This window comes from Pseudoalteromonas spongiae UST010723-006, from assembly GCF_000238255.3.
Lineage (GTDB): Bacteria > Pseudomonadota > Gammaproteobacteria > Enterobacterales > Alteromonadaceae > Pseudoalteromonas > Pseudoalteromonas spongiae.
On record NZ_CP011039.1, the window covers coordinates 421,815 to 448,059 of the forward strand.

At 38.4% G+C, this 26,245-nt stretch carries 25 protein-coding genes, 1 tRNA gene and 1 riboswitch; of the genes, 24 read left to right on the top strand and 2 right to left on the bottom strand.

The genetic code is table 11. From position 1 onward, the window contains the following. Positions 1 to 4: 4 nt before the first annotated feature. The 15 genes from PSPO_RS01970 to galU all read left to right on the top strand — a co-directional run bounded on the left by PSPO_RS01970 (position 5) and on the right by galU (position 16,690). Positions 5 to 790, top strand: a complete 786-nt coding sequence (locus PSPO_RS01970) for a glycosyltransferase family 2 protein (RefSeq protein ID WP_010561116.1) — start codon at positions 5 to 7, stop codon at positions 788 to 790. Beyond that, positions 790 to 1,560 carry an NAD-dependent epimerase/dehydratase family protein gene (locus PSPO_RS01975; RefSeq protein ID WP_010561115.1) on the top strand — a complete coding sequence of 257 codons (771 nt, stop codon included), beginning with the start codon at positions 790 to 792 and terminating at the stop codon, positions 1,558 to 1,560. The genes PSPO_RS01970 and PSPO_RS01975 overlap by 1 nt, the downstream gene beginning before the upstream one ends. Further along, entirely contained in the window at positions 1,517 to 2,365 is an 849-nt protein-coding gene (locus PSPO_RS01980) for a sugar phosphate isomerase/epimerase family protein (RefSeq protein WP_010561114.1), read from the top strand. Before PSPO_RS01975 ends, PSPO_RS01980 begins: the two co-directional genes overlap by 44 nt. Beyond that, positions 2,358 to 2,735 (top strand): EamA family transporter, encoded by a 378-nt coding sequence (locus tag PSPO_RS01985; RefSeq protein ID WP_010561113.1) that lies wholly within the window; start codon positions 2,358 to 2,360, stop codon positions 2,733 to 2,735. The genes PSPO_RS01980 and PSPO_RS01985 overlap by 8 nt, the downstream gene beginning before the upstream one ends. Before the next feature lie 232 nt (positions 2,736 to 2,967). Next, positions 2,968 to 5,988, top strand: coding sequence for a hypothetical protein (locus PSPO_RS01990; RefSeq protein ID WP_010561112.1), 3,021 nt, complete (start codon positions 2,968 to 2,970; stop codon positions 5,986 to 5,988). Positions 5,989 to 6,011: 23 nt separating this feature from the next. Further along, the gene (locus PSPO_RS01995) at positions 6,012 to 7,181 is read left to right on the top strand and encodes a lipopolysaccharide biosynthesis protein (protein WP_010561111.1); all 1,170 of its coding nucleotides are present in this window, start codon (positions 6,012 to 6,014) and stop codon (positions 7,179 to 7,181) included. Continuing rightward, positions 7,165 to 8,208, top strand: a complete 1,044-nt coding sequence (locus tag PSPO_RS02000; protein WP_010561110.1) for a glycosyltransferase — start codon at positions 7,165 to 7,167, stop codon at positions 8,206 to 8,208. Before PSPO_RS01995 ends, PSPO_RS02000 begins: the two co-directional genes overlap by 17 nt. Beyond that, a complete protein-coding gene (locus tag PSPO_RS02005) occupies positions 8,195 to 9,913 on the top strand; it encodes a hypothetical protein (RefSeq protein ID WP_010561109.1) in 1,719 nt (572 codons plus the stop codon). The genes PSPO_RS02000 and PSPO_RS02005 overlap by 14 nt, the downstream gene beginning before the upstream one ends. A gap of 77 nt (positions 9,914 to 9,990) precedes the next feature. Then, positions 9,991 to 11,229, top strand: coding sequence for a hypothetical protein (locus tag PSPO_RS02010; RefSeq protein ID WP_040641531.1), 1,239 nt, complete (start codon positions 9,991 to 9,993; stop codon positions 11,227 to 11,229). Between the two features lie 129 nt (positions 11,230 to 11,358). Next, positions 11,359 to 12,507, top strand: a complete 1,149-nt coding sequence (locus PSPO_RS02015; protein ID WP_010561108.1) for a glycosyltransferase — start codon at positions 11,359 to 11,361, stop codon at positions 12,505 to 12,507. Between the two features lie 68 nt (positions 12,508 to 12,575). After that, the gene (locus tag PSPO_RS02020) at positions 12,576 to 13,274 is read left to right on the top strand and encodes a glycosyltransferase family 2 protein (protein WP_010561107.1); all 699 of its coding nucleotides are present in this window, start codon (positions 12,576 to 12,578) and stop codon (positions 13,272 to 13,274) included. Further along, complete coding sequence (locus PSPO_RS02025; RefSeq protein WP_010561106.1) at positions 13,275 to 13,637, top strand: DUF2304 domain-containing protein; 363 nt, start codon at positions 13,275 to 13,277, stop codon at positions 13,635 to 13,637. Positions 13,638 to 13,742: 105 nt separating this feature from the next. After that, a complete protein-coding gene (locus PSPO_RS02030; RefSeq protein ID WP_010561105.1) occupies positions 13,743 to 14,699 on the top strand; it encodes a hypothetical protein in 957 nt (318 codons plus the stop codon). Between the two features lie 18 nt (positions 14,700 to 14,717). Continuing rightward, positions 14,718 to 15,731, top strand: a complete 1,014-nt coding sequence (galE, locus tag PSPO_RS02035; protein ID WP_010561104.1) for a UDP-glucose 4-epimerase GalE — start codon at positions 14,718 to 14,720, stop codon at positions 15,729 to 15,731. Between the two features lie 56 nt (positions 15,732 to 15,787). Continuing rightward, complete coding sequence (gene galU / locus PSPO_RS02040; protein ID WP_010561103.1) at positions 15,788 to 16,690, top strand: UTP--glucose-1-phosphate uridylyltransferase GalU; 903 nt, start codon at positions 15,788 to 15,790, stop codon at positions 16,688 to 16,690. A gap of 37 nt (positions 16,691 to 16,727) precedes the next feature. Here the strand turns inward: galU and PSPO_RS02045 are convergent, their stop codons facing one another. After that, a complete protein-coding gene (locus PSPO_RS02045) occupies positions 16,728 to 17,132 on the bottom strand; it encodes an acyl-CoA thioesterase (protein ID WP_010561102.1) in 405 nt (134 codons plus the stop codon). Between the two features lie 127 nt (positions 17,133 to 17,259). Between PSPO_RS02045 and PSPO_RS02050 the strand changes: the two genes are divergently transcribed. The 4 genes from PSPO_RS02050 to PSPO_RS02065 all read left to right on the top strand — a co-directional run bounded on the left by PSPO_RS02050 (position 17,260) and on the right by PSPO_RS02065 (position 21,139). After that, complete coding sequence (locus tag PSPO_RS02050; protein ID WP_051320888.1) at positions 17,260 to 19,395, top strand: TonB-dependent receptor; 2,136 nt, start codon at positions 17,260 to 17,262, stop codon at positions 19,393 to 19,395. A gap of 99 nt (positions 19,396 to 19,494) precedes the next feature. Next, entirely contained in the window at positions 19,495 to 19,749 is a 255-nt protein-coding gene (locus PSPO_RS02055) for a hypothetical protein (RefSeq protein ID WP_096035280.1), read from the top strand. Beyond that, on the top strand, positions 19,750 to 20,364 hold the full coding sequence (gene pnuC / locus PSPO_RS02060; RefSeq protein ID WP_010561099.1) for a nicotinamide riboside transporter PnuC: 615 nt from the start codon (positions 19,750 to 19,752) through the stop codon (positions 20,362 to 20,364). After that, positions 20,357 to 21,139, top strand: coding sequence for a phosphotransferase (locus PSPO_RS02065; RefSeq protein WP_010561098.1), 783 nt, complete (start codon positions 20,357 to 20,359; stop codon positions 21,137 to 21,139). Before pnuC ends, PSPO_RS02065 begins: the two co-directional genes overlap by 8 nt. On the opposite strand, the gene PSPO_RS02070 is transcribed toward PSPO_RS02065, so the two are convergent. After that, the gene (locus PSPO_RS02070) at positions 21,136 to 21,318 is read right to left on the bottom strand and encodes a helix-turn-helix domain-containing protein (RefSeq protein ID WP_010561097.1); all 183 of its coding nucleotides are present in this window, start codon (positions 21,316 to 21,318) and stop codon (positions 21,136 to 21,138) included. The two genes, PSPO_RS02065 and PSPO_RS02070, sit on opposite strands and share 4 nt — an antisense overlap. Before the next feature lie 437 nt (positions 21,319 to 21,755). On the opposite strand from PSPO_RS02070, the gene PSPO_RS02075 reads away from it, so the two are divergent. The 5 genes from PSPO_RS02075 to PSPO_RS02095 all read left to right on the top strand — a co-directional run bounded on the left by PSPO_RS02075 (position 21,756) and on the right by PSPO_RS02095 (position 26,209). Beyond that, positions 21,756 to 21,830: transfer RNA gene (locus PSPO_RS02075), tRNA-Arg, on the top strand. 91 nt (positions 21,831 to 21,921) lie between these two features. Then, a riboswitch (TPP riboswitch) is annotated at positions 21,922 to 22,038 on the top strand. A 143-nt stretch (positions 22,039 to 22,181) separates the two neighbouring features. Beyond that, positions 22,182 to 24,140, top strand: coding sequence for a phosphomethylpyrimidine synthase ThiC (thiC, locus tag PSPO_RS02080; RefSeq protein ID WP_010561096.1), 1,959 nt, complete (start codon positions 22,182 to 22,184; stop codon positions 24,138 to 24,140). A gap of 75 nt (positions 24,141 to 24,215) precedes the next feature. Next, positions 24,216 to 25,217: an FAD-dependent oxidoreductase gene (locus PSPO_RS02085; protein WP_010561095.1), complete on the top strand. Its 1,002-nt coding sequence runs from the start codon at positions 24,216 to 24,218 to the stop codon at positions 25,215 to 25,217. Between the two features lie 9 nt (positions 25,218 to 25,226). Beyond that, positions 25,227 to 25,424, top strand: coding sequence for a sulfur carrier protein ThiS (gene thiS, locus PSPO_RS02090; protein WP_010561094.1), 198 nt, complete (start codon positions 25,227 to 25,229; stop codon positions 25,422 to 25,424). After that, positions 25,424 to 26,209, top strand: a complete 786-nt coding sequence (locus tag PSPO_RS02095; RefSeq protein ID WP_010561093.1) for a thiazole synthase — start codon at positions 25,424 to 25,426, stop codon at positions 26,207 to 26,209. Before thiS ends, PSPO_RS02095 begins: the two co-directional genes overlap by 1 nt. Positions 26,210 to 26,245: the final 36 nt, after the last annotated feature.

Genomic DNA, 26,245 nt, shown 5'->3' on the forward strand with positions numbered 1-26,245 from the left:
TTCAATGAACCAAAGAGATGTACCAAGCTATAACATCGAACAGCTAAATGATAAAAAAAACAAATACTGTGTCTGTGTCTTCGTTATTAATGAGGGGGACAAAGTACGCAAGCAAATCGAGCGTATGCAGCCACTTAGTGAGCAAGTAGATATAATAATAGCTGATGGGGGGAGCACCGATGGCTCCTTAGAACTAGGGTTTCTTAAAGAGCATGAGGTAACGACACTACTTACCAAAACAGGTCCCGGAAAATTAAGCGCGCAAATGAGAATGGCGTTTGATTATGCTTTAGCGCAAGGCTACGAAGGTGTTGTAGTTGTAGATGGAAACGGCAAAGATGATATTTCGGCAATCCCCAGCTTTTTAGAGAAGTTAAGTGAAGGATGGGATCACATTCAAGGTTCACGGTTTATTCCCGGTGGTAAGGCAATCAATACACCGTTATCAAGGCATCTAGGATTAAAAATATTACATGCACCATTAATCAGCTTATCAGCTGGAAGGCGTCATACAGATACTACAAATGGTTTTAGAGCTTACAGCAGTAAATTACTGTGTGACAGCAGAGTAGCGCCTTTTAGAAAAGTTTTTGAAGCCTATGAGCTGCATTATTATTTAGCGATTAGAGCAAGTAGGTTGGGCTTTAAAGTGTGTGAAGTTCCCGTCACTAGGGAATACCCAAAAACCGGGAAAACACCTACTAAAATATCACCTATTAAAGGTAATCTTCTGATATTAAAAACCTTATTTAAAGCAGCGTCGCATCAGTTTAACCCAGGAGAAGAATAATGACTAAAGCAATTATAGGACATACAGGATTCGTTGGCGGTAATCTCATTAAACAAATGAATTTTGATAGTTTTTATAACTCAAAAAATATTAATAACATTAAAGGTCAAGCTTTCGACTTACTCGTGATTTCAGGCGTGTCGGCCGTAAAGTGGCTGGCTAACAAAGAACCTCAGCAAGATTGGCAGAAAATAGAAGGTCTTATCGATTGTTTGAAAGAAGTAACAGCGAAGAAAGTTGTTTTGATTTCAACTGTTGATGTTTATAAACAACCGATTAATGTTACAGAAAATACAAGCATTGAACTTAACGATTTGCATCCGTATGGATTACATCGATTTAAGTTTGAGGAGTTCGTTAAAAGTAACTTTGCCGACGTAACTACCGTTAGACTTCCGGGGCTGTTTGGTAATGGGTTAAAGAAAAACATTATTTTTGATTACTTAACTAACAATAACGTAGAAAGCATCGATACTCGACATTCTTTCCAGTTTTATAATTTAGCCAATTTGGCTCGTGATATTCAACGTGCAATTGAAGCAAAACTAGTTTTATTAAATATTGCAGTAGAGCCTGTGACCGTAAAAGAGGTTGCTGAAGCGTGTTTAGGTCAGAGCATAGATAATCATGTTGCTGAAACCGTAATTTCATACGATTTTAAAAGTATTCATGATGAAAAGTGGGATCATAAAAACGGCTATTTGTACTCTAAAGAAGAGTGCTTGAATGATATCAAAAACTTCTGCCGAGACTTTACCAATGCACAATAAGTTCACATTCTCAAACATTGCATGGTCACCTGAAGAAGAAAGTATCGCTAAAAAGTTGTTAGTAAAATATGGTGTAGCAGGTGTTGAAGTAGCCCCTGCTCGCGCTGTAAAGGATATTTATAATTTTAAAAATGATGAGGCATTAGCGTATAGACGTTATTGGAATGACGAAGGAATTTCAATTACCTCAATGCAGGCATTACTGTTTGGTGGGCCAGGTGGTAATATTTTTGGCAATAGCTCGGAAAGAAAACTGGTAGAAACCCATCTTAAGAAAGTCATAGAATTAGCGTCGATTCTCGGTGCTAAAAAGTTAGTTTTTGGCTCTCCGAAAAACAGACTTAAAGGTGAACTCAGTAAAAGTGAAGCAAACGCTAGCGCCGCTGACTTTTTTCACAGTATCGCTATTCATGCTGTCGAGCATGATACCCAATTGTGTATTGAGCCAAACCCAACTTATTATGGTTGTGACTTTGTAAATACTAGCGATGAAGCGTTTGAGTTATATGGATTAATAAACCATCCGGGCTTTGGTGTTCACCTTGATGCAGCTGGAATGCATTTATCTAATGAAGATATTAATCATCAACTAAACAAACTTGGTGAGCATATTTCTCATTTCCATATCAGTGAAAAAGACCTTGTTGAGATAGGGACTGGTGAAACGCCGCACAATGTTGTTGCAAGGGCGTTAGCTAAAAGTAAGTATAGCGGTTACTTGTCGATTGAAATGCTAAGACAGCCTTTAGGAATTGCAAGTGTAGAGTCTGCACTTGCCTTTGTGTTAGGGCATTATAATGACTAATTTAGTAATTATATTTAGTATCTTCTTTTCGGCTAGCTCTCAATTGTTGTTGAAGAAAGGTGTTAGTGAACTAAAGCCAGTATCGCAAGGTGGGATAGAGGGCTTATCTAACTTAGTTATAGCGGTTTCTACAAATCTATACATCGTTGCGGGTGTTTTCTTTCAGGTATTCGCATTATTAATTTGGCTTTATGTCTTGAAAAAGGTGGATGTTAGCTACGCATATCCATTTATTTCTCTTGGATTTGTTTTCGTTATGGGTATGTCGTTTTTTATCTTTAATGAAAAAATAGATGCCTTTAAAGCGATTGGTGCTTTAGTAATATGCTTAGGTATCGTTATTTTGAGTTTTAGTAAACAGACCTCTTAATATTTTATAGAACATTGGTTTTTTGAGTAAAGATTTTTCGAACCCAAAAGATCTATATGCAATAATGTATTTCGGTCAGTTGTCTTAGCTGCGTATTATTTAAAATGCATTGTTTCATTTTTTGAAGTTTTGCTTAATCATATGGCCAGGCATTTTCTTTTCTATCGTACTTTCCAAGGAAGGAATATTAGTATGGTCATCATTAAAAATAACAGAAACTATCAGGTTTTAAATGTTTGATTTCAAAGGCTTTTCGCTCTCAAGACAAGCTCTGTTGGTAAAGCGAGTTACTCCCATAATTATTGCGTGTTTAGCGGCTTTATGTGTTTTACCTTTTCTTCAATATTTTTCTTATCAAATGGATTGGTATCCTGTTTGGGGGCTAAAGCTTTACGCTGTAGTTTTTTTACTAATTGTTTTATATATATATTATCGCATTTTTAGGAGTGTTGAACGCTCGTTTTTTTATTTTAACTGTGCGGTTTTGTTGCTCACTCCGTTATTGATTCTGGTTGTTGGTTATATAGATAGTTTAGTCTTTGATGGATACCCGTTTGATGGTCCATTCCAATCTTATAACGCGCTTCGGCGAATAGATAATGGTCAAATTATAGGGTTGGATACGCAATATTTTCACGGCATTCTGATACCGTATCTAAATTACCCGCTGTATAGTTTATTTGGTGGGAATTTATTTGCCTCAGAATTTTCAAGAATAACCATTAATGCATTAATTTATTTTGTTTACTTCTTCTGTTTTTATAAACTGTTTCATCACAATAAAAAGCTAGTATTTGCACTGTTTTTTATTTATTTATTTGTTTCTGAATCACAGCTTCTAATGACCGGAACACATTCATTTATTGTAAGTGTGCATTTGAATCTGTTAAGAACAATTTTACCGTTAGTAATATTTGTTTTTTTAATTAGGGCGGAGCTACCTGTTAGAAACAAGGTATTAGTTACGGCATGTTTAACTGTGCTTGCTTATTATATGGGGAATGAGCATGGAATATATTCGTTTCTTGCCTTAGTTTTTTATTGGGCGATTTATCAGGGAAACATAAGGACTAAATTCATTAACATGGGATTATATGTTGGGGCCGTTGCTGTTTTACTGATTGGTTCTCACTATGCCTTCCTGGGTGGAATAAATAATTTAAAATTTATGTCCGATATAACACAAGATCAGGTGTGGTATTTTGGTAATTTCCCTAATGATTTTTACTCATCTTTTGGAAGTTTTATCGGGGGAGATGCTAACTTAGCAAGAAGAGCACTTGCCTCGTTATTATATGTGGCTTTACTTACCGTACTTGCTATCTACTTTTTGTGTAGTAAGTACGTAAAAGCGATATTTTCTAAAAAAGAGCTGAATGCTTCGATCTTTTTTGTGATCTACGGTGGCTTAGGAATGCTATCTTTGTTGGGATACTTGGGTGCTCATTATCTTGATTCTTTACTACGTTCTTATCTTATTATCATCTTATTGATTCTATCCAAAGTACTTATCGTAAAAGGTAGCTCTACTAACAATGAGGTTTGGATGCGTAAAATTTTGTTTTCACGATTTTTAGCAATTTCAACACCACTGGTACTTTGTTTGCTGATGATTCAAATTTTTCCGTATCAGCGTGTTTTGGATAAAGTAAATACAATAAATACAGGAAGGGCTCATTTTGATGCTGACCTTGGTGTATATCCGTCATTGGGCTTAGTGAATAATGTTGATTTTTCTCATCATACAAATCTTTTGGCATTTAAAAATGCAGTAGAGGAAAATAAGAGTAATTTTTTCCATAACATCATGTTAACGTCCGAATTGTCTATTAATGGTTATAAAAATATCACAACGATAGAGAGTGCCGCAGAAATACCAAGTTGGGTTAAAGTGGGTGATTTGGTTGAAATTGAGCTAAACAATAAGGATTTATCGAGTTACACAATTCAAACTAATGTTTTGGGATTAGAAGGGCGAAGAATCACGGTTCGTAAAATGAATACATCAAAAGGTATAATTTCTGCTGTAAGATTCATAAAACGTATCGCTTCACATATTAGTAAAGCACCTGAAAATTGTAGGCATACATCCCCAATTGGTGATGGTTCGTTATTTTATAATGGGATTAATGTAAAAGATAACCAAATAAAAATTAACCCTGAATGTTATCCATTTTATGTATCTGGAATGGTGTTAAACTTCAAAAATTCATCAACTCATAAAATTGAGCGGATTTCAGATAGTGGCGTTATTACGCTTGCCAAATCGCCTAAGCAATTGAGCTACTTTGATGGCTATCCTTACTATTTTGAAATAATAGAGTACCAAGACACTTTCCCATATAGCTCACAAAATTTTGCCGCAAAGGAAGTCGCATCAGAAAGCTCTGTTCGTCTAACAAAAGATCTAAAAGACGTTGATAAACTTTATAATTTACGCACAGGTCTGGAAGTTAGCGTTATGCAAAAGGGTTTAAAAGTTTTTGGTGATTTCAGTAATGATGCCGATTATGGGTTGCATAATACCTATGTAAGCTCACCGCAAGAACTTGATTACACATTGCAAAGTCGAAAAGGTTTAAGTCTATGGAGTCAATACCCAGGGTTGATTGAGGGCAAATATAATTTGTTCAAGTGTTCTAATATTGACTATGAAATCCATGCTCTAGGACCGCGCTTGAGAAGCCAATACTTTAGAGATTTTACTGAATGTAAGCCTGACATTTTGCAGTTAATGTCACCGAATATTGCAGAGCAAAGCAAGTTTTATTCCTGGTGGCTCATAAATAGTTTCTGGGAATTGTATGCAGAAATTTATGATAATTACGAACCGGCGTCGCAAAGCTTGTATTCAACATTTTGGAAAAAGAGTAATACATCTTCAAAAAGAGAAACTATTAACACATTTGATGAATATGATATTTGGTTTGATTCTTCAGGCGAGCGTTTACTAACAGTTGAGGTTGAAATTAACATTAAACCTTCTTTACTGACAAAGCTGCCAGTGATCGGTAAAACTAATCGCCATTATATCACTGTCACTGGAGGGAATAGAGGTGGCATGATCGCGGTTCCTCCTTATCGAAAAAGTATGTTGATTCCGATTCTATCTTCAGGGGATAGAGTTACTCTAGATAAGCAATCAATTACTCCTTTTGGAATTGATGAAGAGTTTGATTTTAAAATTAAATCAGTGCTTGAACATGAGTTTAACGTGGAGAAAATCAACTACATGTTTGGCTATAAAAGTTAGAAAGTTTCTAATTATGTAATCGAATGAGCGGCTTTTCTAAAGACTTTATACATTACTCCTTAGCAAACTTTGTTAGTTTGCTTCTAGGAGTTGTATTACTTGCAGGTTTAAGTTCACAACTTGAGCCTGAAGTATATGGGCAATATGGTTTTTATATGTCCATATTTTCGATTATATTGGTCTTTGTTAATTGGGGAAGAAAAGAAAAGGTTTATAAGTTAGCTATAACACATGCTTGGAATCCCCGTCGCTATGAGAAAAAGCAAGTTGCATTTTTTAATTTAATTGTTGTTTTTACACTGCCACTATTGCTGATTAATCAGACGTTATTTCTTGTAGTTGTATTTGCTCTATTGTTTAGTCTTTTTCAAAGTAAATGCTTCTATCAAAGAGGAATAAATAACTACTTAGTAGATGGTTGGAGTATGCCGTTATATCGGTTAAATCTAGTGGTTATTGTTTTTGCTTTGTTTTTTCTTTTTTCTTCAAGTGAAGTATCAGTCGATTATTTAATTTTAGCATCTTGCATCAGTATCTTCGTAATAAATGTATTCTTTTTGAAAATACCCATGCTGCAATTGCCTGTTAACAAAATCAGAGTGACTTTTCCAAAGTGGAATTTTTTTATAGCAATTGAGCTTATTAGTATCGCGTATTTGAAAGTTGATGTGATAATCGGGAGTTTTCTACTTGGGTTTGAACAAATAGCATCTTACTTTTTTTCCATTCAGGTATTTGAAGCTGTCTTGGTTTTATTATTACCTATTTGTCATATTTTTATAGGTAAAGTAAAAGGCAACTCATCACCTCACTACGAATTAAAATACGCCTTAATGGTAGTAGCTATAACATTGTTTGGTTTAAGTGTGTTTCTACTTATAGGTGATTATTTTATAAACGCATGGCTCCCGCATTACCAAAATGCATTTTATTTTATAGCCGCGTTAATTGTTGTTGCAGGCATTGCTACTTTAAACTCATTCTATTCCATGCTTTTGATTTTGAAAAATAAAGAGCGGTTGTATTTTAAAATAGTGCTCTATTGTTTCGTTGGATACATTGTTATTACGCCACCCCTTGCACTGTTTTATTCTGTAAAAGGTTTGGTGATTGGTAAGTTGCTGATTGAAACGCTTATTTTTGTTGGTATGTTTATTTGCTACAGGCGGCTAAATAATGAAAATTGTTTATGATCATTTTATAGCTAAAGGTGGTGCGGAAAGAGTTAGCCTTTTATTACAGCGCTATTTAAAGCATTCAGTAGTTGAATCAGCGTATGTTGATAAAAGTCTTTTTCAAGACGATGACATCAAATGCTATGGCTATGATTATAGGGAGGCATTAATCCCTACGTTATCTTTAATGTTTTTTTATCTTTTTAAGTTTAAGTTAGACACCAATCGTGACTATTTTTTATCAGGAATCTTTTCGCCGTTAGCACTAATGTTGGGGCCAAAAGGGGGGAGAAGAATCGTCTACTTCCATACATTTCCTGACTTTTGCGACGTTGTAAAGCAACCAACTTTTATGACCAAGCTCTTACAGCCATTATTGCGAAGGTTATATATCTGGCTTTTGAAGCAGAGTTTAAAAAATGCGGATCAAGTATATTCTAATTCTCAATATGTAAAATCTAAATTCGAAAGCTTAAAAGTAGCAAGTGAAATACTGTATCCGCCGATAGTCTGTAAAGAGTTTGAATTTAAGAGAAGTGATGATTATTACTTGGTGGTGTCTAGGCTTGAGGAAAATAAAAGAGTTAATTTAATTTTGGAAGCTTTTAGCTTAATGCCTGAATTTAAGTTAGTGGTGATTGGTTCTGGAAGTATGTACCTTGAACTTTTCAATCGGTTTAAACAGTGTAGCAATATCACTTTGTTAGGAGCCTTACCTCCAGAAAAGTTAAAGGATTATTACAGTCGATGTAAAGCTGTTATTGCGATTCCTGAAAATGAGTACTTTGGGTTAGTTGCAATTGAAGCATTAGCTAGCGGCAAATTTGTTATTGGTGCAAAAAGTGGCGGCTTAATAGAAACGATTAAGAACGAAGACTTAGGCGTTTTAATAGAGGAGCCTGTCACTAGCCAAAAGTTACTTGATAGAGTTCAACATTTCGAACAATTAACTCCTAGCTTAGACAATCATCAACTAAGGCAAGCTGAAGTCAAGGTGTACGATATTGAGTTTTTTGTGCAAAGGTTAAAATGTGTTAAAAGTTAATGTAAAAGAGAGCGCCCATTTAGCCGTATTGTCATTGTTATTATTGTTTTCTTTTTTATATTTAAATGATTATCACATTTTTCACGAGCTTTATTTTTATTCCTCTGACTTAGCGCGAAGTGCATCGGTTGCTAAAAACCTTTACACATTCGGTGAATATTCGACTCAAACTTTACCGCTACTAGCGCTGGATGATTATTCTAATATACCTCTTTCTAGTAGTGGTTATTGGCTTAATTCAGACCGACAGCCGTTTTCCATTTTTTGTATTTCATTTCTCAAAACCTTGTTTCCAGATCTTTCAATTGTATTGATTGCACAAGCATATAGCTTGCTAACGGCCGTAGCAGTGCTGCTATTAGTATTGTATTTAGCTAGAGTCGTTTTTGCCTCAAATGCTATTTGGGCTGTCGCGATTTTGGCAATGTTCCCTAACTTTTTAGTTCAAATTATTTCAAAAGGGGGGGAGGATGTGTTTTTCTTTCTCCTGCAATTCAGTGCATTGCTTGGTATCGTTAAACATCAAAATAAGACGATATCTCTGTATCTAAAAGTTGCTCTATACTTCGCTGTGGTTGGCGTGCTGTATTCACGTTTTTATTTGCAGGTGTTTTTCTTACTCCCATGGTGCTATATCTATTTTAAATACCCAAAAGTTCGAAGTAGTTTAATTTATACAGCAGTTTTATCAGGTATAAGCTTTGCTCCTTGGTTGTACTTTAATCATATCCGCTTTGGCGAGCTGCTTTATAGCGTTAATGGTGCTATTCAGTTATGGTTTGATTTACCAATGAGTTATTTTTCAAATACATGGTGGCTTTATAAGCTCTCTGTTTCCGAAGCCCCCGTTTCTGAAATTATGCAAAAGTCATTTTTGTTTATTATTAATAATATAAAGTTTTTTATTATTAATTGGACGACTGCCTTAGCTGCTTTATTGATATGTGTGAGAAAGTGGCGCTACCTAACTCAGCTTGAATGTTTTATTTTAGGTACTTGTGCATCGAGTTTTGTATTGTCATTAGTAATGCTCTCACCATTTGCGTTTTCAGGCGCAATTATTGATTACTTTATTTTTTTGGTGCCGTTATTTGCATTGTTAAAAATAATTATTATCCGACAGTGGATAAACGGTAACTTATCGTTAGTTGAGAAATGTATATTATTGTTCACAGTATTGTTTTATTTAGTAAGAAAGGTCTACGGATTAGAGGGAGGGGCATTGCTTTTCCTATTCTGCTGCGCCATTGCCTTATGCATTTGCTTCTTCCGCGCGAAACCTTTCTGGGCTGCTGTTGTATGTATGCTGTTGTTTGTAAGAGAGGTACCAGCTTGGAAGGGGTTTGCTAGTGCATTTGCAATTCAAAACATGCACCATGTTGCAGGGCTACCAGAATTTAAAAATGCAGATCTTATTTTTTCTTTAAATGGCTTTTGGGGCATTACCCTTATTACTGACGCTAAGGTATTACCGTTACCAGAAAAAATTGAGTATATTGACGAAATTGCATCGAATCTAAATGTATCTAAAGATAAAGTGGTTATCGTAATTGGCAATCCGCCAAAGGATGTAAGCCAATTTAAAATACCTAAGTCATCGCAAGTCTATGTAAATGCGTATCAAGATAATCTTGATTTGGGAAGCTACTCGCTTACCCACACGATAGAATCAGTGAAGTTATGGCAAAGAGCAAAAGCACAGTGATGTGTAAAATACGATGTAAAGCGCCAGTGTCAATGATACTATTCTTATGAAGTTCTTAGATATTTCTTAGTTTAATAATGAGTGCCAAATTTTCAAAACCTCTCTACATAACAATAATATTATGGCTTTTAGCGGTTGTTTTTGTTAGCAATTATAATTCTAACGTCCCTCTAGAGGCGCATCATAATTATCGTTGGTTTAATTATGAAGTACCTAATCATGTGATCGATTCTATCAATAGGTATAAGCAAGCTCCGATTGTTGAACATTATTTTGCTATCTCACCGCCATCACACCTAACCCCAGAGCAATGGGGACAAGCTCAAAGTGCGTCAGCTAAATTAAAGTTGGACAGTCAGCAGGGGGGCTATACGTCATTTCCTCCAGGGGTAATGATACTTGGTTATTTTTTTTCAGAGCTGTTCGAGACTGTCTTACCCGCCACTCCTTTAGATAAACAATTACAGTTATTTAATTTTTTATTGTGGTATTTATCTATCGTATTTTTAATGATGTTTTTCCTGAGAGTACAAGCGCCGGGTTCACAAAATACGCTGATACTTGTTTTGTCGACTCTTCCGTTAATCTTTGCTGTAGAACCATTACACTCACACCACACATCTCTGTGGGGTCATCAGTTGTATCAGGTTGTGCTTGCGGCGACATTGCTTTTATTTTTAGGACGAAACTCTCAACCTGGGATCGTCGGTTTATCGTTAGTGTGTGCGTTCGGTTTGTGGGTCGAGTGGACGGCCTTTTTAACCGCAGGAATAATTCAACTGATTTTGATTTATGAATACGTTAATAAAAGGGTTAGTGCTCGTTCTGCGATTACGTTTTTTGGTATTTTGCTCACATCAAGTTTACTCTTTTTAATGTATCACCATTTACTATTTGGCTTGGATGTTTACTTTAGTCAAATGTTTGGTCGGTTCAGTGCGAGATCATTTGTTGAATATTATACTTGGTCTCAGTGGTTTCAAAATCTACTTCAGTCTTATCGATATTGGCTGTTACTAATACCGATTTCACTATTTATTCTAGTGCTTAAAAGAAAAGAAATAGATAAAAGCTTGCTGTTTACCATCATTGTGTGCGCTTTAATCTTGATTGAGAATGTGCTGATGTTTGAGCACAGTATTGTATATACGTTTGATCGGTTAAAGTGGGGAGTATTTATTTCCTTGCTGGTCTTCGCATCCCTAGTGGTAATACAAAAAAGTAGAGCTGCGCTCTTGGTTACATGTATAGCATTTCTGGTTATTTCTATTGATTCGCTAAATCAATATATGCACATTTATAAACCATTTTGGTAGGTGGTAATGATGAGCGTTCGTTATTTGTAGTGCTTTTCTTTTTATTGGAAAAACCTTATGCATTCAAGCTATTCATCGATAGAACGTGATATTTGCAGCATGGTTTTAAATTAATTCGAGTAAGTGATATTGAAACTAAAAGTCTTGCATATTGGGAAGTATTACTTCCCTTTCTCAGGTGGTATTGAAAAAGTAACACAGGATCTTGTTGAAAGTGAGGTATACAGTCGAGAGGCCAAAGTGTGTATTCTTGCTCATCAAGACAAGCCTGGAGAAAAAACACATTATGAGACAATAAATAATGTAGAAGTCCGCAAAGTCGCTATTGCTGGCGTTTTAGCTTACGCTCCCATCGCACCTTCTTTTCGTAAAGAGCTGGACAAAGCGATTGATGAGTTTCAGCCAGACTTAATTCATATTCATATGCCAAATCTCTCTGCATTTGCATGCTTGGTATCACGGCGAGCAAGAAAAATACCCTGGTTAATTCATTGGCACTCGGATGTTATTGGAGCAGTTCCTGATTTTAAAATCAAATTGCTTTACCCGTTTTATCGCGTATTTGAAAAAGCGCTATTAAAAAAATCACAAAAAGTGATAGCCACATCACCGCCTTATTTAGAACACAGTTCATCGCTGGTAGAATTTAAAGCGAAATGCTCAGTGGTCCCGATAGGTATAAAAAACTCTACAGATATTGATTTTTCGCCACAGCAAAACGATCACTTAAACCTGTTAATGATAGGGCGTTTGACTTATTACAAAGGTCATGAACTTATGCTAAAGGCGCTTTCACAACTGGGCGAACATGAAAAAGTTAAGCTCACAATTATTGGCTCAGGCGAGTTGAAAAATAAGCTAGTCTCGTCAGTTACAGCGTTAAAGCTCAATAGTAGAGTTGAATTTTTAGGGCATGTTGATGAAAAGCGACTCGTATTCGAGTTGACTAACACCGATTTGCTGTGTTTGCCATCAATTGAAAAAACGGAAGCTTTCGGAGTGGTATTATTAGAAGCAGCTATGTATGGAAAGCCTGCTCTAGTTAGTGATGTTAAAGGAAGTGGAATGTCTTGGGTGGTGAAAAATGGGCAAACAGGCATTGTCGTTGAAAACAATAGTGTTGATGCGATTGTTCACGGGCTAAGAAAAGTAATCAACAATAGTGAGCAGTTAAGCACCATGGGGGGGAATGCAAAAGCGCGTTTTGCACAGCACTTTAATTTGCATGTCGTTGCAAATGATATGCTTGCAGCCTATCGGGAATGTATCAAAAGGTAAAACTACCTTTGTTGCTTAATATCGTTTAGACTTGCCTTTTACGTATTTTAGGTAAGTGAATAGCGAGAATGTTAATTGTTATACCTGCACACAATGAAGAAGCAACAATTGCAGATGTTGTTTTAGACTTAAAAAGTCACGGGTATAACGAGATACTTGTTGTTGACGATGCAAGTACGGATGAAACCGCATCAATAGCACGAAGTCTAGGCGTAAAAGTGATGCCCTTGCCTTATAATATCGGCGCTTGGAAAGCGACACAGGCGGGAGTTCGATATGCCAAAAATAAAGGGTACAACAACCTAGTGACTTTTGATGCGGATAAACAGCATTTAGCAAGTCAAATCAATATCTTGCTTGAATTACAGAACAAAACACGCGCTAATTTAGTTATCGGCTCATGTCCGTCGAGAGGGTCTTTGTCTCGTCGGGTGGCTTGGAGTTTATTTCGTAAGCTGTCAGGAGTGAAGGTAAAGGATTTAACCTCGGGGTTTAGGCTATACGATCGTCATGCGATAGATGTCCTGAGTAAAGAAGAAGCGTCATTGTTGGAATATCAAGATGTAGGGGTGCTGTTACTTTTGAAAACATTTAATATTTCGAAAGCAGAAGCAAACGTAAAAATGGAAAAAAGGCAATCTGGTATTTCCCGAATTTTTCATTCTTGGTGGGCGGTTACATACTATATGGGTTATACAACGATGTTATGTTTGAGTAAAATAGCCAAAAAAGCTCACCTTATACCAAGTCACGCAAAAGAATCTTAGATGGAATTTTATCAATATTTTACAGCATTTCTTGCTGTTGTTTTTTTTATATTTGTTATTTTATTAATTCGCCGTGATTCCATTCTTATGGGCGCGGCTTTTCGCTGGCTTATTCTGGCTATATCCATTTTAGTGTTAGGTGTTTTCCCGCAAGTGGCAGACATTGCCGCTGGTTGGGTTGGCATTGCTTACTCTCCAATTTTACCGGTTATTCTCGCGTGTTTATTATTAATGTTAAAAGCGCTTATTGCGGATATTGAACGAGCAAAAACGCAAGTTAAAATGGATAGAATAGCGCAAAAACTCGCTATGGTTGAAATGGAACTTGAACAGCTAAAACAAAACAAGCGAGCTGGGTCTTAGTATTTTTTGCCAATTGCGTACTAAGGTTTATCTATGAATAAAAAGTTATTTGCATAATGTGGCTTAGGTCTACAAGATCTGGTTTATTTTTAAGTGCATATCATTATGAACTACGACGTATTTAACGGTGATGCCGATGGCATTATCGCACTTCTTCAATTGCAGCTCGCAAACCCTACTGAAAGTAAAAAAATTACTGGTGTTAAACGCGATATTCAATTGCTTAAACAGGTAGATGTTACGCCAGATGATAAAATTCGTGTACTTGATATCTCAATGGAAAAAAACATGGAAGCGCTTAATAAGTGCTTAGATGTTGGTGCAGAAGTGTTTTATGTTGACCATCATCGTGCAGGAGATATTCCAGCAAGCGATAAATTAGAAGCGCATATCGATTTAGACGCCAATACTTGTACAAGCTTGATTGTCAGTAATTTACTCGATAAGCAATATCATCTTTGGGCTATTACTGCAGCGTACGGTGATAATATGATTGCCACCGCAGATGCAGAGGCCGATAAACTCGGATTAACACAAGAACAAAAAGACAAGCTAAAAGCGTTAGGGACTTATATTAACTATAACGGTTATGGTAGTTCGATTGAGGATTTACATTTTCACCCAGAAGCGCTGTTTGAACTATTGCTTGATTACCCATCACCTTTGCAAGTTATAGAGCAGAAAGATTCGATTTTTTACCAATTAGAATCGTTATATGAAGCCGACATGGTAAAGGCACAAGCTGCGCAAGTGATGTATGAAAGTGATGCGGTCAAAGTTATTTTATTGGAAGATGCACCATGGGCAAGGCGTGTGAGTGGCGTTTTAGGTAATGAGCTCGCAAATCAATCACCAAATAAAGCGCATGCGGTACTCACTCACCATAAAGAGTCGGGCTATACTGTGAGTATTAGGGCGCCATTAAATAATAAACAAGGTGCAGACAAAGTAGTAACTCAATTTGCGACCGGTGGTGGGCGAGCAGCAGCAGCTGGAATAAACCAACTAAGTGAAAGTGAACTCACACGATTTTATCAAGTATTTGGCGATTACTACTCATAACGTTTAAGGATTTAACAAATGACGGTACTGGTTACTGGTGGAGCGGGGTATATTGGCTCGCATACTGTAGTTGAGCTTTTGCAAACAAATTTTGATGTGGTTGTAATTGATAACTTATCAAATTCATCCGAAGAAGCGTTAAAACGTGTTCAGCACATCACAGATAAGTCAGTAACATTTTATCAAGGTGATATTTTAGATTCTGAGTTATTAGATTCAATTTTTACTAAGCATAGTATTGATAGTGTTGTTCATTTTGCAGGGCTAAAGTCTGTGAATGAGTCTATTACCATGCCGCATAAGTATTATGAGAATAATGTTCAAGGCACGCTTAATCTTCTTGCAGCAATGGATAGAGCAGGTGTTAACAAATTAGTCTTTAGCTCGTCTGCAAATGTTTATGGTACGCCAGAATCACTGCCTGTCGTTGAAACCGCTCCGGTAGGGGGGACAAGCAACCCTTACGGAACATCTAAATACATGGTTGAACGTATTTTACAAGATTTAGCCGCATCAAATGAAAAATGGCGTTTTGCAATTTTACGTTATTTCAACCCAGTAGGTGCGCATAAGTCAGGCCTGATTGGTGAAGATCCCAACGATATTCCAAACAATTTGTTGCCTTACATCTCACAAGTCGCTATTGGTAAATTGGATTGCTTAGGCATCTTCGGTGATGACTACAATACGCCGGATGGCACAGGCGTACGTGATTATATTCATGTGGTTGACCTTGCTCTTGGCCATCTGAAAGCGCTTAGCAAGTTAGAATCAGCTAATGGGGCGTTAATCTATAACCTAGGCACTGGTAATGGTTTCTCTGTGCTTGAAATGGTCAAAGCCTTTGAAGTTGCATCTAAAAGAAGCGTTAAGTTTGAAATAAAGCCACGTCGCTCGGGAGATATCGCAATGAGTTATGCAAATCCTGAAAAAGCTAAAAACGAATTAGGCTGGGTAGCAGAGCGCGGGCTAGACGATATGATGGTCGATGCATGGCGTTGGCAAAGTCAAAATCCCAATGGCTATCAATAGAATTAATTAGATTTTTATGCAAAAATCCCATTAATTATAAAATTAAAGGATTAAAAGTGAAAGCTGTAATACCTGTAGCTGGTTTAGGCACCAGAATGTTGCCTATGACCAAAGCTATTCCAAAAGAAATGCTTCCTTTGGCAGACAAACCACTAATTCAATATATTGTTGATGAATGTGTCGCTGCGGGAATAAAAGAAATTGTGCTTGTTACGCATTCGTCAAAGAATGCTATCGAAAATCACTTTGACACGTCGTACGAGTTAGAGGCGACGCTCGAAAAGCGAGTGAAACGTCAATTGTTAGAAGATGTAAGGTCTATTTGCCCTGAAGATGTCACTATTATGCATGTTAGACAGGGCGAAGCAAAAGGGTTAGGGCATGCGGTGTTGTGTGCTAAGCCGATTGTGGGAAATAACCCGTTCGTAGTTGTTTTGCCTGATGTAATTCTTGATGAGAGTACGGCTAACCAAGGTAGTGAAAATTTATCTGCGATGGTTAATCGGTTTGAAAAATCAAAACATAGCCAGATCTTGCTACAAGAAGTGCCAAAAGAAGAAACTAATAAGTATGGCATCGCTGATATTGGTCAAGAGACAACAAGTCCAGGTGATAACGCAGTAATCAATTCAATGGTTGAGAAGCCAGAAATTGACAAAGCTCCATCAAACTTGGCTGTTGTAGGGCGATATGTGTTATCAGATAATATTTGGCCGTTATTGGAAAATACGCCTGTGGGAGCCGGTGGAGAAATTCAACTTACAGATGCAATAGATAAGCTTATTGAGCGTGAAATTGTTGAAGCACATCATATGAGTGGTGAAAGCCATGATTGTGGTGACAAACTCGGATATATGAAAGCGTTTGTTGAATACAGTCTTAGACATAATAGTTGTGGAGCTGATTTCAGCCAATATCTTACTAGTAAATTTAGTGAATCTTCACCTTTACTTAAATAATTAAAAAAGGATGCTTATGCATCCTTTTTAATGATTATTACTTGCTACCACTCAAAGGGAACAAGTCATTGATCTCATTTGGTAAAAATGGCCTGCCCTTTTCATTTACTGATGTGCCAATAACAAGTGCCTCTACGGCTACTTTGTTATCTTTTTTTCGCACAACGCGTTGGCGAAAACCAAATTTTAGTTTTGAAATGCGTTCTGGGCTCACTTCAACATAAAACTCGTCGCCCGGTTGCAATGAAGTTTTAAAATCAATTTCGCTGCGTATTACCACTAAGTTGATCTTATCGGCTGCTAGTTTGGCAAAATCGACATTGTTGGCATATAAAAACTCGTGGCGTGCATGTTCTAGGTAATTAAAATACACACCGTTGTTTACAATGCCTTGTAAGTCACATTCGTAATCTCTTACTTTTAGTTCTATTCGAAAGTTCATAAATTAGTACTCAAAATTTTTTAGCAGTTTACCTAAATCTTTGATTAAAGAGGTATGACTTATGCTCTCAAATACGAACTTTTCTCGCTTACACAATTAACTTCTTATAAACTATGCGGCAATTACTATGTATCAAAGATGGGATGCCAAAGTGAAAACCAGCTTAAAACTCGTTTCTGCAGCTATTCTCGCGTCAATTTCAGCAACCAGTGTTGCTAATCAAGAACCAGACAATATTGAAGTTATTACTGTTACTGGTGACTTTAAAAAAGAAAGTATTCAAACGTTAAGCGCAAGTGTGCATGTACTTGGTGAGCAAGATATTGCAATGCGTAATGCCGTGCATTTGGATGAAATGTTAAACACGGCTGCTAACGTTAATTATACGTCTGGCGCATCGCGCGGACGTTTTATTCAAATTCGTGGTATCGGTTTACGTTCGCAATTTGTTGATCCGATTAATCCATCAGTAGGGTTATTAATTGATGGTATTAATTACTCTGGTTTAGGCGGAGCAGCGTTGTTGTTTGATACACAGCAAGCTGAGATTTACCGTGGTCCTCAGGGAACGCGTTTTGGCGCAGACGCTCTGGCAGGCATGATCCACATTGATACAAGTGAAGCTACAACAGATGGGCGCGCCAAGTTGCAGCTCGGCGCCGGAAATTACAATTCCTATAACCTAGGTATTGCTGCTGGTGGCGGTATTGATGATGTTGTTGGTATGCGTGCTAGCGTGTACCAAAATAGCTCAGATGGTTATGTTGATAACATTTACTTAAATGAGTCTACCCAAGATCAAGATGAACTGGTTGCACGCTTTAAAGCAAAAACAGATTTCAGCGATGTGTTTGTCAGCGAATTGAACTTACATTATATCGATATTGAAAATGGTTATGATGCCTTTACCCTCGATAATTCACGTAAATCAGTAGCTGATCAGCCAGGGCAAGATAACCAAGAAAGTTACGGCGTTAGCTGGCGTAATAATTTTTCAGGTTTTGATAGTTTTGATATCAATTTCAATGTTAACGCGCTCAATGCTGATTTATTGTATAGCTACGATGAAGATTGGGTATGTAATGACCCAGAAGAAGCTGAGTTATGCAGTGCTGGTCTTCACCCTTGGGGCTATAGTTCGACCGATGCGTATGATCGAGACCGTAAAGACCGTTCCGTTGAATTAAACGTGCAAAGCAAAGAAGGGACTTGGATTGGCGGCGTATATTATCAAAGCAAAGACGTTGACTTAACACGCGTTTATACATGGCAAGCACAAGACTTTGAGTCAAATTATCAAATAGATAATATTGCTGTATTTGGTCAATTAGAAACACGCATTGATGATCGTACGGTTTTGATTACGGGCGTGCGTGCAGAAAATTACCAAGGTGATTATTTTGATAACAATGGTTTTTCAGAATCAGTTGATGATTCAATGGTAGGCGGAAAACTTGCACTTGAGCACCAAGTAAACCAGCAAGCGATGATCTATACCAGCCTCACAAGTGGTTACAAAGTGGGGGGCATTAATGGTGAAGCACTAGCAAAAGCTCGAGATGAAGGCGTAGATCAAAGTTTCTTTGAAACCATTAAATATTTTGACCCCGAGTATTTATGGAGTGGCGAGTTTGGCGTTAAAGGCATGTCTAAAGATAAGCGACTTGTACTTCGTTTAGCTGCGTTTTATATGTACCGCGATAATATGCAAGTTAAAGCGTACAAAGAATACAAAGCAAATGAGGCTTCAGAACCTGTGTTTGTGGGCTATTTCGATAACGCAGCTAGTGGCCGTAACTACGGTATTGAAATCGATGGACGTTATCAATTAACCGACCGCATTAGTTTAAACGGTGCGGTAGGTTATTTACGTACGCGTATGGATGACTTTGTTAATGCAGATGGCGAGAGCAAAGATGGCCGCGAACAAGCACAAGCACCGCGCTACAACTATGCCTTCTCGGCGCGTTTCGATGCAACCGATAACCTGTATGTTAATTTAGGCATTGAAGGCAAAGATGACTACTACTTCTCAGATAGTCACGACTCAAAGGCTGAAAGCGTAAATCTGGTTAATGCTAAGATTGGTTATAGCCGCAATGGATGGGAAGTAAGTGCTTGGGTACGTAATATGTTCAATCAAGATTACGCAACTCGAGGTTTTGAGTTTGGTAATGACCCACGAGATTTTTACGAGACGCACACTTATGTGCAATTTGCTGAGCCGCGTATGGCAGGTGTAAGTTTTACCTATCAGTATTAATTCAATTATAAGTAATGTGTTTGGGTTTCAGATGTGGCTGTTAGGCTCTTCTGAAACCTGAAACCTGAAACCTGAAACCTGAAACCTGAAACCTGAAACCTGAAAGTAGAAATTAGTAAATATCCGTTGCACCAAGATTATATTCCATTTATCAAAGGGTTTATTGACCGTTTAAACGCGAACGCAAACCTAGAAGTGATTACTAACACCATGTCTACGCAGGTGTTTGGTAACTACGATGAGGTAATGAACGCAGTAACGCGCGAAATTAAACGTTCTCACCAAGAATTTGGTAAGGCAATTTTTGTGTGTAAATTTATTGGTGGTGATTTATCACCTAATAAAGAGGTGTAAATGGAATTTTTATCACAAGCCTTAAGCGGTTTTACAGCAATGAGCTATTGGGAATATATCGCGGTAGCGCTTGGCCTTGCTTACTTAGTGTTTGTGATGAAAGAAAGCTTGTGGGCGTGGCCCTGTGCCTTTGTAAGTACCTTTATTTACACTCTGCTATTTTGGAACGGTGCTTTATTAATGGAGTCATTGCTGAATTTTTATTATTTGGCAATGGCGGTTTATGGTTTCTATTGTTGGAAAAATGGTAAAGAAAAAAAAGAATTACCCATCTCAAGTTGGCAGTTTAATACCCACTTTATCATTATCACAGTAACCAGTTTAATTGCATTAGCCTTGGGTTATGTGATGGATAACTACACGCATGCAGATTTTGCTTACCTAGACTCCTTTACTACCTGTTTCGCGGTAATGACTACTTACTTAGTTGCCAAAAAGGTACTTGAAAACTGGCTTTACTGGCTAGTGATTGATGCGGCATCTATTTATCTGTATCTACAAAAAGGGTATTACCCAACAGTTGTACTATTTGCGATTTATACCGGTATGGTGATTTGGGGCTATTTGCAATGGCGCCAGCATTTTCAGCTGCAAAGAGATCAGGCTTTTGCTTAATCAATGCCAAGACTATCTAGTTAAACTTGGTTTAGAGTTTGTAGCTAAAAAAGCGCTTTATCTTACTCAAGGTGTTAATAACACCTGTTTTCGGGTTGAAACCCAGTGTGGAAAAACTCTGCTATTAAAGCATTTTGATCGTGAAAATAACTTTAAAGTGACTTTAGTTGAGCAGCATTTAGCAAAAAAAGATGTTGTGCCAAACGTTATAGCGACTAGTGAAAAACATAAGCTGATTGCTTATCAATTTATTGAAAGCGTAGAGTTTAATAAATCGCTCCACCTTCAATCGTTAGTAGCAAAGTTAGTTGTTTTACATAATTTGAATAGTGATTATGACTATGAAGAGATAAATCTAAGTACACTCTTTAGTAGTTACATTGAGCTAGCAGAATATAAAAATTATCAAACAACAATTAATCAATTACTTGCGAAGTTAAAAAATTACCCATATGAACTTGGCGTGTGTCATAACGACTTAGTGCGAGAAAATCTAATTTTTTCAAATAAAACGAGTTGGTTAATCGATTTTGAGTATGTGGGACTTAATGATGTTTACTTTGATTTGGCGGCGCTTTGTAGCTCACTAGCACTTAACCTTAGTGACAAAAAATATTTGTTAGCCTGCTATTTTAAGCAACCAAGCGTGTCGTCACAGCAATTAGAAAAGCTAGACTTATATCAGCAGCTTTACAATTTAATTTGTTATTTGTGGTATTTAAAGCATGGCTTTACAAGCCATGCTCAAGCGCTAAAACCGTTTATAAACGATTAAATACCACCAATACGTTCTGCTAATTCTTTATAGCGTTTAACGTCATCTTCGTTAAATTTAGCGTTGCCAGCATCGTCTTTTTCAGCAGCAATTAGCAAGCTCTCACGCTCTAAACGACGGACGCGTTCTTCTTTTACGCCAAGAAATTCTGCAACTTGTTCTGTAGTCATTAATGCCATTTTGTTCTCCTAGTAATTAGGGTCTGTTGATCTTTAAAGTTCGTTTTTGCAGCAGTTTGACTGGCTTTTATACAAGGCAGAGGCTGCGTGGCATGGTTATTCCACGTAAGTCAGCCGATAACGCTGTAGAAAAGCCAATCAAGCGCTGCCTCTCGGCTCTTTTGAGCGCACTTTTCTTGTTGTTGTTCGATATTCGCTTAGATGACTAGGCCACACATCGAACGCCGCGATAAAAGCACGCTCAAAGAGAGCAAAAATAGAACCGCAAAGGTCAACAGACCCTAGGCATGCTTCAAGTGAATCTTTTAATTAAAGCGTTTTTTATTAAAAAATGCGAGTAAATTACAACTTAATTGTAACTATCTTGTTGATATATTAGCCAAGTGAGTTTCCATTCGCTGGTAATTCGAAGGTTTAGCCATTATTATTGTCGCCGTGCTCTCGTGGTGAAATGGATATCACGTGGCCCTCCGGAGGCCGAGTTCTAGGTTCGATCCCTAGCGAGAGCGCCAATTCTTATTTGGCACAGTCAATTACTTCTCCATTGGTCTTATCAGCTTAATCTTTTATTGCGTCGTTTAGAATAAACGCATAGAATTCAATCGTTACTTGTCGGAGTGCCTTTTACTTTTTGAGTAAAACTAAGGCTGAGATCGCATAAGCGGGATCCGTGAACCTGAATAGATTAGAATCTACGTAGGAAACAAGCAGCTTGGTGGCAAGCGTTTGTTTGCCATTTGGCAAAAAACCTTTTCACTGTTGTCTTAATTATATTAAGAACTGCCTCCTAGGCGCTGTGTGCGCTTCAATCATCACGAACTTTGGCAAGACCGTCACTCGATTTAATTATTTAAAGGTGCGTCATGTCACAAAGTAATACTAAGCCAGCAAATCAAATGAGCCGTCGCGAAGCGCGACAAGCGGCATCTGATTATATATACAACCTAAAAACCCAGCCATTTCCTAATTCACAGAAAATTTATGTGGAAGGTGAAAACCCGGGCGTACGCGTTGGTATGCGCGAAATCACGTTAAGCGATACTTTTGCTGGTGGTACAGAAGAAAACCCTATTTTTGAAAAGAACGAGCCAGTACGCGTTTACGACACTTCGGGTCCTTATACCGACCCGAATGCTGAGCTTAATGTTGAAGTTGGTTTACCAAAATTCCGTCAAGCGTGGATTGAAGGTCGTGATGATACCGAAGAGCTAGAGTCGGTAACCTCACAATACACTCAGCAGCGTATGGCTGATGAAGGGTTAGATCACTTACGTTTTGAAAACCTACCAAAAGTGCGTTGTGCTAAAGCGGGTAAAAACGTCACGCAAATGCATTATGCGCGTCAGGGCATTATCACACCAGAAATGGAATACGTTGCGATTCGTGAAAATATGGGCCGTAAAAAAATTCGTGAAGAAATTTTAGCGCAGCAACACAAAGGCGAATCGTTTGGTGCAGAACTGCCAGATTTTATTACGCCAGAATTTGTCCGCGATGAAATTGCACGCGGCCGTGCGGTATTACCAAATAATATTAACCACCCTGAATCTGAGCCGATGATTATTGGCCGTAATTTCTTGGTTAAAGTAAATTCAAACATTGGTAACTCGTCAGTATCAAGCTCAATTGAAGAAGAAGTTGAGAAGCTTGTATGGTCAACTCGCTGGGGCGCAGATACGGTAATGGATTTATCGACTGGCCGTTATATTCACGAAACACGTGAATGGATTGTGCGTAACTCGCCAGTACCAATTGGTACCGTACCAATTTACCAAGCGCTTGAAAAAGTAAACGGTGTAGCAGAAGACCTAACTTGGGAAATCTTCCGTGACACGCTCATTGAGCAAGCAGAGCAGGGGGTGGATTACTTTACTATTCACGCCGGTGTTTTACTTCGCTATGTACCAATGACGGCAAAACGTGTCACAGGTATTGTGTCACGTGGTGGTTCAATTATGGCGAAATGGTGTTTAGCGCACCATAAAGAAAACTTCTTATACACTCACTTTGAAGAAATCTGTGAAATTTTAAAGCAATACGATGTGTGTTTCTCACTCGGTGATGGCCTGCGCCCAGGCTCTGTGGCTGATGCAAACGACGAGGCGCAATTTTCAGAGTTACGTACATTAGGTGAGCTAACTCAAATTGCTTGGAAACACGATGTGCAGGTATTCATCGAAGGCCCAGGTCACGTGCCAATGCACATGATCAAAGCCAATATGGACGAGCAGCTTAAGCATTGTCATGAAGCACCATTTTATACCTTAGGTCCACTAACAACCGATATTGCACCGGGTTATGATCACTTCACATCAGGCATTGGGGCTGCGCAAATTGCTTGGTACGGCACAGCAATGCTGTGTTATGTAACGCCAAAAGAGCATTTAGGTTTACCGAATAAAGATGATGTTAAAGAAGGCCTTATTACCTATAAGATTGCAGCGCATGCAGCAGATTTGGCAAAAGGTCACCCAGGTGCGCAAATTCGCGATAACGCACTTTCTAAAGCACGTTTTGAGTTCCGTTGGCACGATCAGTTTAATCTTGGTTTAGATCCTGAGCGCGCGCTTGAGTATCACGATGAAACCCTTCCACAAGAGTCAGGCAAAGTTGCACATTTTTGTTCAATGTGTGGTCCTAAATTCTGTTCGATGAAAATCACCCAGGAAGTGCGTGATTATGCGAAAGATTTAGAAAATCAGGGGGTCGATATTTCAGATGCGAATGCAATTGAAATCAAAATGATTGATGTTGAGGCAGAAATGAAAGCGAAATCAGAAGAGTTTAAATCGGCTGGTTCTGAGATTTATCAGAAAGTATAAATCAGCAATAAGTATTCAGAATTCAGTAAGTAAAACTGCTGAATTCTGATACATATTTAACTGCATGGACGTACTATGACAGCAAGTTCACAGCGAAAAAAAATAGCGATTTTAGGTTACGGTTTAACGGGGCGTTTAGCGGCATTGCAGCTTTATCAGCAGCATCAAGTATCGGTATTTGAGTCAGGTAAAGTGAGCGGTGAGCAAAGTGCAGGTTTTGTCGCCGCGGCTATGCTTGCGCCGTTAGCCGAATCGGTTCTATGTGAAGCTGATTTAGCCGAGCTTGGCATGCAGGCGATGCCACTGTGGCAGTCGATTATCGAGATGTTAGATGAGCCGGTGTTTTTCCAACAACATGGCAGCTTAGTGGTTGCACATCTGCAAGATAAAGGTGACTTAGACTCGTTTACTAATCGCTTAAAGCCAATTGCAGAGCAAAGTGCACAACACCTTAATAGTGCGCAGCTTGCCGAGCTGGAACCCGCACTTTCAGGGCGTTTTCATCAAGGTATTTACTTGCCATGCGAAGGTCAGCTTGATAACCGTGCGTTTTATGCGGCAAGTTACCAACAAGTAAAAGACAAGGTCACTTTCTTTGAGTCGTTTTCAGGCAATATTAACGAAAACCACTTTGATATGATTTTGGATTGCCGCGGTTTAGGCGCTAAACCTTCGCTTCAAAACCTTCGCGGTGTACGCGGTGAGGTGGTGCGCTTATATGCACCAGAAGTGTCGCTTAATCGCCCTGTGCGATTAATGCACCCGCGCTATCCAATCTATATTGTGCCAAAGCCGAATCATGAATTTGTAATTGGCGCGACAGAAATTGAATCGCAATCAACAAAGCCAATGACGCTGCGTTCAGCAATGGAGTTGTTGTCAGCTGCATACACAGTGCACAGTGGCTTTGCTGAAGCCGAAATACTTGAGATGCAAGCAGGGCTAAGGCCAAGCCTGCCCGATAACCGCCCATTGGTTGAAAAACAGGGTAAGCGCATTGTGATTAATGGCTTGTATAGACATGGTTATTTACTGGCGCCAAAAGTGGTTGAAATGGCGCTTGAGCAGATTAACTAAGAGTGCAAAATGAATGTAATAATTAATGGCGAAAAGCGCGATGTTGAAAGCAATACGACGTTGCTTGCTCTGCTAGCGAAGTTGGGTGCTAGCGAACCCTACGCGGTTGCAGTAAATCAAAGCTTTGTGCCGCGTGAACAATGCGAAGGCATCACTTTGACTGATGGCGATCAGATTGAAATTCTCTCGCCAATACAGGGGGGGTAATGGATAAACCGTTAACTATTTATGGGCAAACGCTGTCGAGCCGTTTATTTATTGGCTCAGCCTTGTATCCATCTCCTGCAGTAATGAAGCAGTCAATTGAGGCATCGGGTGCAGAGGTGGTGACGGTATCATTGCGTAGGCAAGGTACCCTTGAAGCAGGTAATGATTTTTGGCAATTGATCAAAGATACCGGCCTAAAAGTATTACCCAATACCGCAGGTTGCCACAGTGTGCAAGAGGCCGTAACCCTTGCCAAAATGTGCCGCGAAGTGTTTCAAACTAATTGGGTTAAGCTCGAGCTTATTGGCGATGAGTACAATTTACAGCCAGACCCCATTGGCTTACTTGAAGCGACAAAACAACTAATCGATGACGGTTTTGAAGTTTTACCCTATTGCACTGATGACTTAGTTATTTGCCAAAAATTAGTCGATTTAGGGTGTGAAGTACTGATGCCGTGGGGCGCACCAATTGGTACAGGTAAAGGGTTGTTAAATCCGTATGCGTTAAAAACCATTCGCGAGCGCTTACCCAATACCACTTTGCTAGTGGATGCAGGACTGGGCTTACCTTCACACGCAGCAACGGCAATGGAAATGGGGTATGATGCAGTATTATTAAATAGTGCGGTAGCGCAAGCGGGCGACCCAATTGCAATGGCAAAGGCATTTTCACTTGCGGTAGACGCAGGCAGAATCGCTTATGAAGCTAAAGCAATGCCCGAAAAAGAGGTTGCAAAACCGTCAACCCCAACAATGGGCATGCCTTTTTGGCATCAGCAGTAAATCGCATAACATAAATCAGCTTAAAATTGGGATCTA

What these genes read in the sequence shown, in the direction of transcription:
- PSPO_RS01970 (WP_010561116.1), top strand. Translation starts at nt 5, where the DNA reads ATGAACCAAAGAGATGTACCAAGCTATAACATCGAACAGCTAAATGAT.
- PSPO_RS01975 (WP_010561115.1), top strand. Translation starts at nt 790, where the DNA reads ATGACTAAAGCAATTATAGGACATACAGGATTCGTTGGCGGTAATCTC.
- PSPO_RS01980 (WP_010561114.1), top strand. Translation starts at nt 1,517, where the DNA reads ATGATATCAAAAACTTCTGCCGAGACTTTACCAATGCACAATAAGTTC.
- PSPO_RS01985 (WP_010561113.1), top strand. Translation starts at nt 2,358, where the DNA reads ATGACTAATTTAGTAATTATATTTAGTATCTTCTTTTCGGCTAGCTCT.
- PSPO_RS01990 (WP_010561112.1), top strand. Translation starts at nt 2,968, where the DNA reads ATGTTTGATTTCAAAGGCTTTTCGCTCTCAAGACAAGCTCTGTTGGTA.
- PSPO_RS01995 (WP_010561111.1), top strand. Translation starts at nt 6,012, where the DNA reads ATGAGCGGCTTTTCTAAAGACTTTATACATTACTCCTTAGCAAACTTT.
- PSPO_RS02000 (WP_010561110.1), top strand. Translation starts at nt 7,165, where the DNA reads ATGAAAATTGTTTATGATCATTTTATAGCTAAAGGTGGTGCGGAAAGA.
- PSPO_RS02010 (WP_040641531.1), top strand. Translation starts at nt 9,991, where the DNA reads ATGAGTGCCAAATTTTCAAAACCTCTCTACATAACAATAATATTATGG.
- PSPO_RS02020 (WP_010561107.1), top strand. Translation starts at nt 12,576, where the DNA reads ATGTTAATTGTTATACCTGCACACAATGAAGAAGCAACAATTGCAGAT.
- PSPO_RS02025 (WP_010561106.1), top strand. Translation starts at nt 13,275, where the DNA reads ATGGAATTTTATCAATATTTTACAGCATTTCTTGCTGTTGTTTTTTTT.
- PSPO_RS02030 (WP_010561105.1), top strand. Translation starts at nt 13,743, where the DNA reads ATGAACTACGACGTATTTAACGGTGATGCCGATGGCATTATCGCACTT.
- galE (WP_010561104.1), top strand. Translation starts at nt 14,718, where the DNA reads ATGACGGTACTGGTTACTGGTGGAGCGGGGTATATTGGCTCGCATACT.
- PSPO_RS02045 (WP_010561102.1), bottom strand. Translation starts at nt 17,132, where the DNA reads ATGAACTTTCGAATAGAACTAAAAGTAAGAGATTACGAATGTGACTTA.
- PSPO_RS02050 (WP_051320888.1), top strand. Translation starts at nt 17,260, where the DNA reads ATGTATCAAAGATGGGATGCCAAAGTGAAAACCAGCTTAAAACTCGTT.
- pnuC (WP_010561099.1), top strand. Translation starts at nt 19,750, where the DNA reads ATGGAATTTTTATCACAAGCCTTAAGCGGTTTTACAGCAATGAGCTAT.
- PSPO_RS02070 (WP_010561097.1), bottom strand. Translation starts at nt 21,318, where the DNA reads ATGGCATTAATGACTACAGAACAAGTTGCAGAATTTCTTGGCGTAAAA.
- thiC (WP_010561096.1), top strand. Translation starts at nt 22,182, where the DNA reads ATGTCACAAAGTAATACTAAGCCAGCAAATCAAATGAGCCGTCGCGAA.
- PSPO_RS02085 (WP_010561095.1), top strand. Translation starts at nt 24,216, where the DNA reads ATGACAGCAAGTTCACAGCGAAAAAAAATAGCGATTTTAGGTTACGGT.
- thiS (WP_010561094.1), top strand. Translation starts at nt 25,227, where the DNA reads ATGAATGTAATAATTAATGGCGAAAAGCGCGATGTTGAAAGCAATACG.
- PSPO_RS02095 (WP_010561093.1), top strand. Translation starts at nt 25,424, where the DNA reads ATGGATAAACCGTTAACTATTTATGGGCAAACGCTGTCGAGCCGTTTA.